This window comes from Vibrio sp. 10N.222.52.C12, assembly GCF_041474215.1.
In the GTDB taxonomy this organism is placed as follows: domain Bacteria; phylum Pseudomonadota; class Gammaproteobacteria; order Enterobacterales; family Vibrionaceae; genus Vibrio; species Vibrio crassostreae_C.
This window is the reverse complement of record NZ_JBFRTR010000119.1, coordinates 1-7,460: the sequence shown is the minus strand read 5'-3', so window position 1 is coordinate 7,460 and position 7,460 is coordinate 1. Positions and strand designations below refer to the sequence as shown.

6 protein-coding genes are annotated in these 7,460 nt (G+C 43.3%); all 6 read right to left on the bottom strand.

Annotated elements, in window-relative coordinates:
* The coding region (rng, locus tag AB4623_RS20220; RefSeq protein ID WP_372147282.1) for a ribonuclease G at positions 1–1,463 on the bottom strand (1,463 nt) is incomplete at its 3' end.
* A 20-nt stretch (positions 1,464–1,483) separates the two neighbouring features.
* Positions 1,484–2,107, bottom strand: a complete 624-nt coding sequence (locus tag AB4623_RS20215) for a nucleoside triphosphate pyrophosphatase (RefSeq protein ID WP_017066953.1) — start codon at positions 2,105–2,107, stop codon at positions 1,484–1,486.
* 7 nt (positions 2,108–2,114) lie between these two features.
* Positions 2,115–2,603, bottom strand: coding sequence for a rod shape-determining protein MreD (gene mreD, locus AB4623_RS20210; protein WP_017061361.1), 489 nt, complete (start codon positions 2,601–2,603; stop codon positions 2,115–2,117).
* Entirely contained in the window at positions 2,593–3,480 is an 888-nt protein-coding gene (mreC, locus tag AB4623_RS20205; protein ID WP_004735927.1) for a rod shape-determining protein MreC, read from the bottom strand. The genes mreD and mreC overlap by 11 nt, the downstream gene beginning before the upstream one ends.
* 94 nt (positions 3,481–3,574) lie before the next feature.
* Complete coding sequence (locus tag AB4623_RS20200; RefSeq protein WP_017062957.1) at positions 3,575–4,618, bottom strand: rod shape-determining protein; 1,044 nt, start codon at positions 4,616–4,618, stop codon at positions 3,575–3,577.
* 240 nt (positions 4,619–4,858) lie between these two features.
* Positions 4,859–7,460 (bottom strand): DUF6701 domain-containing protein (locus AB4623_RS20195; RefSeq protein ID WP_372147281.1); only part of this gene is annotated, 2,602 nt, incomplete at its 5' end.

Genomic DNA, 7,460 nt, shown 5'->3' with positions numbered 1-7,460 from the left:
GTAACAACATCAAACAGCTCTTGTATGTACAGAGGCTCAGCCTGGATTTTAACTTGCTTACCAATAAAGACTTCAAGCTCCGCAAGCGCATGAGATTCATCGCCCTCTAACGCCTCAGCTACGGCAGCTGCCGCATAGACCACAAATTTATCGGCGTCGTACGCACGATTCACTCGCGTGATCTCTCGAAGAATTTCATAACAAACGGTTTCAACTGTCTTCACACTGCCGCGGCCTTCACAAGCAGGACAGCTCGAACATAGGATATGCTCAATACTTTCACGAGTACGTTTACGAGTCATCTCAACCAACCCAAGCTGCGTGAAGCCATTAATATTGGTTTTCACACGGTCTTTGTCGAGCGCAGCCTCTAAAGAAGTTAGTACTCGCTTACGATGTTCCTCAGACAACATATCAATAAAGTCGATAATGATGATGCCACCTAAGTTACGTAGACGCAGCTGACGAGCAATCGCTTGAGTCGCTTCTACATTGGTGTTGAAAATCGTCTCTTCTAGATTACGACGACCAACAAACGCGCCAGTGTTGATATCAACCGTGGTCATCGCTTCAGTTTGGTCGATAATCAGATATCCACCAGACTTTAATTCGACTTTACGATCCAATGAACGCTGAATTTCGTTCTCGGTATCGTACATATCAAAGATAGGCTTATCACCTTCATACAGCTCAAGCTTGTCTGTCAGCTCAGGCACGTATTCAGAGGTAAACTCTTTTAGGTTTTCATATTCTAGACGAGAATCGACCTGAATCTTGCTCAGCTCAGTACCGACGAAGTCACGTAAGATACGTTGGCTTAAGCAAAGCTCACCATACAAACGAGTACGCGCCTTGTGCTTACCACGACGCTCTAATACTTTTAGCCATAATCGCTTCAAGAATGCGGCATCTTGTGCCAACTCATTTGAATCTGCACCTTCTGCTGCTGTGCGGATGATGAAGCCACCGTGTTCGTCACAGTAACGAGACACGACTTTTTTAAGACGGTTACGTTCAGACTCGCTGTCGATACGTTGAGATACACCAACATGACTTGCGCCCGGCATAAATACCAGATAACGAGACGGTAGAGTGATATCAGTGGTTAAGCGAGCACCTTTAGTACCAAGAGGGTCTTTGACCACTTGCACCACAATGTCTTGCCCTTGACGGACAAGCTCTGAAATATCACGAACCTGAAATTGTTTCTTTTCGTTTTCAGCGACACATTCAGTGTGTGGGACAATATCAGAGGCGTGTAAAAAAGCTGCTTTCTCAAGGCCTATATCCACAAAAGCCGCCTGCATTCCCGGAAGAACACGGCTTACACGTCCTTTATAGATATTTCCTACGATACCGCGTCGAGCATCTCGTTCGACATGGATCTCTTGAAGAGCCCCCCCTTCAATCATGGCCACACGAGTTTCACTCGGGGTCACGTTCAGCAACAATTCAGCACTCATGGTGCACCTCAGATTAGTAATTATAAGAATTCTTGCAGTAGCTGGTCCGTTTCAAATAAAGGTAAGCCGACAACGGCGTAATAACTACCTTCGATTCGGGTGACAAAGCGTCCGCCCAAACCTTGGATCCCATAGCTACCGGCTTTATCGCATGGCTCCCCTGTTTGCCAGTATTGTTCTATTTCTTTTTCACTGAGGGGTTTAAACCATACGTCGGTAATAATGATTTCTGTTCTTTGTTTTTCTTCTGAAACCACAGAAACCGCCGTCATCACTTGGTGACGTTCATTCGCTAACTGAGTAAGCATGCGCTTAGAGTCAGCAAAATCGGTGGGTTTCTCAAGCACTTGCCCTTGGCTTACGACGACTGTGTCAGAACCAAGAACGACTATATCAGAGCCATGATCTACAGTATCAGAACTAGGAACGACATGCTGCCTTTCAGAAGGGTTATCTTTCAATAAAGACAACGCAGCTAAAGCTTTATCTAAAGATAGTCGCTTAACATATTCTTCGGCGGTTTCTTGAGCGTGTTTACACTCTTCAACATCGGTTACGAGGACAGAAAACTCATAACCGAGTTGAGATAGCAATTCTTTGCGGCGTGGAGAGCCGGATGCCAAAACTAAATGTTTCTTTTCCATCGTCACGCTACCTCACATGCCAATGGCGACGCACGCGTCTCATTAATAAAAACATCCAAGGCCAAAGTATACAGTTTATCAATGCGCTCCATAACGATAGCGGATTGAAAACAACATCTTGGATCAAATATTCACCAAAGAAGATCAACACCTCAAACAAGACCGTTAACGCGGCAATGATCATCGCTTGCTGCCATAACGCCATGTTACGAATGACGAGGAAGTTCATCGCAATAATGTACATCACTATTGCCATCATCATGCCTCGAATACCCAGAGTAGAGCCGATCAAAAGGTCCCACAATAAGCCTAAAATCAAAGCACTACCCACGTTAACACGATGCGGTAGAGCCAAAACCCAGTAACACGTAACCAGCAGTAACCAAGATGGTCTAAATAAATCTAAGCTACCAGGCCAAGGGATCGTCTGCAGAATCAGTGCTATTAAAAATGAGCAGAAAATTACTACCTTGCTTCTCAAAACGCTATTGGCCATCTTCGCCCTCTAACAATGCTTGTTCTATGCTCGATTGATCCGCTTGCATCTGTTTGTTTTCATCAGGCCATACAAGCAGCAGGTATCTGAGCTTATCGAACTCAACCACAGGCTCTGCTTTAATCACAGCGAACTCACGTTTCGGGTCGTAATCAACGGCCGTAACATAGGCGACTGGATAACCTTCTGGATATACCCCACCAAGACCTGATGTCACCAACAGATCTTCTTCTTGTATATCGGTACTGGTTGGAATGTGCTCTAGCTGGATCTCATCAATCATGCCATTGCCCGAAGCAATCACACGGATGTCATTACGAATAACCTGAACAGGAATCGCATTGTTTGCATCAGTGAGTAGTAATACACGACTATTATGAGCAGCAACGAAAGTGACTTGGCCGACAATGCCTTTTTCGTTGATCACCGGCTGACCTTCATACACCCCATCAATCTGACCTTTGTCGATCACGACTTGATGGCGATATGGTGAAGTGTCTACCGCCATAACTTCTGTGACGACTTTCTTCTCATCACGGATAAACGGCGAGCCTAACAGCTTACGAAGGCGCTTGTTTTCTTCTTGATATTGCTCAAGCAGAATCAGCTCGCTCTTCAGACGCAAGACTTCTCGTTTAATATTATGGTTAGATTCAATTAACCCTTTGCGAGTGCTAAAACGGTCGTAAACACCATCGAACATAGTGCGAGGCAAGTTGGCTGCATATTGAATAGGCGCAACCATGCTGTTTAATAGATAGCGAACATTTGAGAAAGCATCTAAACGACTATCAGCCAGCATAAGGCTGGCTGATAAAATTACAGCAAAAAACAGGCGCAATTGTAGAGAGGGACCTCTACCAAAAATTGGCTTCATTCTATATTTGGTCCTAGAGCTACATTTGATCCTATAGACAAGGTCCTAGGCTCTTTACATAAAACTAGATAAGAAAAGAGCCTAACACTAGATATTATTCTTCGCTGAACAGATCGCCGCCGTGCATGTCGATCATCTCTAGCGCTTTACCGCCACCTAGAGCAACACACGTTAATGGCTCTTCTGCAACAACAACAGGGATACCTGTTTCTTCTGTTAACAGGCGATCAAGGTCTTTAAGCAGTGCACCACCACCTGTTAGTACCATACCGTTTTCTGAGATATCAGAAGCCAGCTCTGGTGGACACTGTTCAAGTGCAACCATGACTGCAGATACGATGCCAGATAGAGGTTCTTGAAGTGCTTCAAGGATTTCGTTTGAGTTTAGGCTAAAGCTACGAGGCACACCTTCAGCAAGGTTACGACCACGTACTTCGATCTCTTCGACTTCATCGCCAGGGTAAGCTGAACCGATTTCGTGTTTGATCTTCTCTGCTGTCGCTTCACCGATCAAGCTGCCGTAGTTACGACGAACGTAGTTGATGATCGCTTCATCAAAACGGTCACCACCAATGCGAACAGAAGACGAGTAAACCACACCGTTCAGTGAGATAACCGCAACTTCAGTAGTACCACCACCGATATCAACAACCATTGAACCTGTTGGCTCAGAGACACGTAGGCCAGCACCAATCGCAGCAGCCATAGGCTCATCGATTAGGTAAACCTCACGAGCACCAGCACCTAACGCTGATTCACGGATAGCACGACGCTCAACCTGTGTTGAACCACAAGGTACACAAACCAAAACACGAGGACTTGGTTTAAGCACACTGTTGTCATGCACTTGTTTGATGAAGTGCTGAAGCATTTTTTCCGTTACGTAAAAGTCGGCAATTACACCGTCTTTCATTGGACGGATCGCTGAGATGTTACCAGGCGTACGACCAAGCATTTGCTTAGCAGCGTGGCCAACAGCAGCGACACTCTTTGCAGAACCCGCACGATCTTGGCGAATAGCTACAACTGAAGGCTCATCAAGAACAATGCCTTGGCCTTTTACATAAATAAGGGTATTGGCTGTACCTAAATCAATCGATAGGTCGTTTGAAAACATGCCACGAAGTTTTTTAAACATATTCTTCGCTCATCCTGCAAGAATTAGAAGACAAAAATTGCACTAAATGTACCAATGCCTTGCTGTTACGGCAAGGCATTGAAGTGCAAACATGGACTGAAACCCGCAATTTCTTACAGATTCCTAACTTAAGGGGCAAAAATTATATTATTACTGACCTGTTAAGCCACTTTCACCTCGGTAGATCACACGATCGTTACCGCGGTAGATACCGAATATACGTAACACTAATAGGTGGTACTAGTTTTGTTCACTCCACCAAATCACTCGATCACTCCCCCTATACAAACCAAAACGAACTTCGTACGATATAGTATCGTCAAAAATACCATCTTGGTTATAATCGTTTCTCAACCACGGAAACAACTCAAATCCAAGCGTACTTTCTAGAGATCCTCGATTCCCCTCACCAGGCGCACTGTAAGATATATATCCCTGGCCATACTGAAGAATAGGCGTCGACTCTATGGTGGCAGCGGTAACACCACCTCCAACGGGTAGAGCACTTGAGTCATTACCAACATCAAAGCTCAAATCCACAACCGAAAAGTCACTGCAAGAGTCACTGGTATTCGTTTTAAAGCTTAAACCGTCAAAATAGTAGCTTGTTACAGCGGATTGCACCCTTGAGGTTTCAGGGCCAAAAGTATCTGCTAGATCTAGGTATCCCCAACGTTGACGTTGTGAATCTGAAACTGAAAAATCAAAACCGGAGCAAGAAGAACTTCCATTCGTTTGATAACAAACACCATCAAGATCTTTTGTGTCATTAACAGCTAAACGAACGACAACCCCTTCATTGATTGGTCCTAAGGAGGTTAGCGGTTTCACATAAGCTATTTGAGCCTCTTCTAAGCTTGCCAATTGAAGGTTAGATTCAAAAGTGACTTGTCCCGGCCAAGCAAAACCTTGGGTTTTAACAACTTTACTGGAATCGGTATCAATAATTGACAATGTTGAACTTTCTGCCCAGAAAGTTCTAAAGTCCCAAGGATTAGCATATCGCCACCAACCGTCAATTTTATAATTGATCGTTTCTTGCTCTCCGTTACTGCCCACGTTATCAAACGACCGTCCAGTAACCGTTAATTCAGGTAAGCGACTAAACTCCATCGCTTGTCCTAAATACGTAAATGTTGAACAAGCTTCAGTAAAACTCGGTGTGTTGCCATTCAGATGAAGATAATAAGGTGTAAACCGCCCCACAGAACCAGTTTGTGCACCTTGAACTGTAAATGAGTTGCTGCCTAAGTAGGAAGGTAACTCTTCAACTAAAAAGTTAAAAATACCTACTTCAGAAACACTTTGAGCGACAGAGTTAACCCCAGAACTAATTGCGGTATGACTGTAAGAAACATTACCAAGTAAACCAGGTTCTGTACCGGTAACTACTGGAGCCTTAAGTTCATGACTCAAAGAAATATCTTGTGAGCTAAAGTTAGGAGTAACTACTCCAGTATCGCCGGAAGCCCAAATATTTAATGTAAAAGCCTCACCGGCTTTCGCAAAAACGGAGCAACTTAAATCTTCAGTTACACAGGAACCACTATTTCCAGCCGTATTTTTAGCTTGTATATTGAGCTGCTTAGGGAAGCTTACGAACTGGGTACTCCCTTGCATATCCAATCCAAGTTCATCATCAGAACCTTCATACTGAGCATTAAGTTGTAACTTTCCTGCGTCAATATAACTAACATCAAACTCTGCTTCCCCATAATTATCAAAATCAACGGCAAATACTTTTGGGGAAGCGCTGTTCATTGCCAGATCTTTTTTAACACTGCCAACTTCTAAACCAATAATAGGACTACCAATAATGACAGAAGAATCGGGGGTAATGTACTTACCAAAGAATTCGATATTCTTTGAAGTGTTCTGGAAACTTGGTAAACACCTTTGAGCATCATCAGAGCTTTTGACCGCTTTAATATGACCAGTTACTGGCCTGTTCGCTATTTTGTCGGGTACATCTAAGACAAAACCACTACTAAAAAACTCAATGTTACAGTTGCCGCTTCCCAGACCACCTCCAGCACTCGAACATAATGTTTCCCCTCCTGGTTTGACCGCAGGATCAGAGTCAATAACGCCAATGCTCAAGTTACCCGCAGTATTCTTTCGAACTGAATATATTCCTGTACCGCTAGATAACTGAATTTGATTACCACCAACCCAACCTCCACCACCTGCTACATTTGCAGGAGATAAAGTGACATCAATATCTCCTGTCACCAGTTCTGAACAGGATTCATTAGCACATGCACGAACCGTCACTTCTTCAGCGTTGCACGTAAGTTCGCTACCTGAATGCTCAAACTCAAAGTGATCGATAGAATCACCTGGTACATATGAACATAAGTGCGCCTGGTTATATAATTGGAAAATTTGTTTATTCGTTAATGGCTGTTCAAAAATTAGAACTTCATCGATATAACCATGAAAAGCCCGCCCTGAAAAATTCTGGTCTTGGCCTATCTGTAAAGGCTTAGTATTATTTACTAGCTTTCGATTTGCATTTATTAAAAGTTCGCCCTGTTCCTCTCCATTAATAAATATGCTAGCCAGAGATTTATTATTACTATAATTTTCCGAGTCATATCTAAGCGTAATAAACGACCAACCATTTAATGGAATACTAACTTCACTTGTTAATGTTCTTGTTTGAGCATTTCCGTTCCCATTTTTGTTTTTATCTTGCCACCACCAGAATATTTTACCACTTGAGTTTAAGTGAAACTCATAGTTATTATCTTTCGATAAAATAGAATACAAACCGGATGTAGGGTAACGAACGGGCTTAACCCAGGCTGATATTGTGAAGTTTTTATCTATATTTAAAACT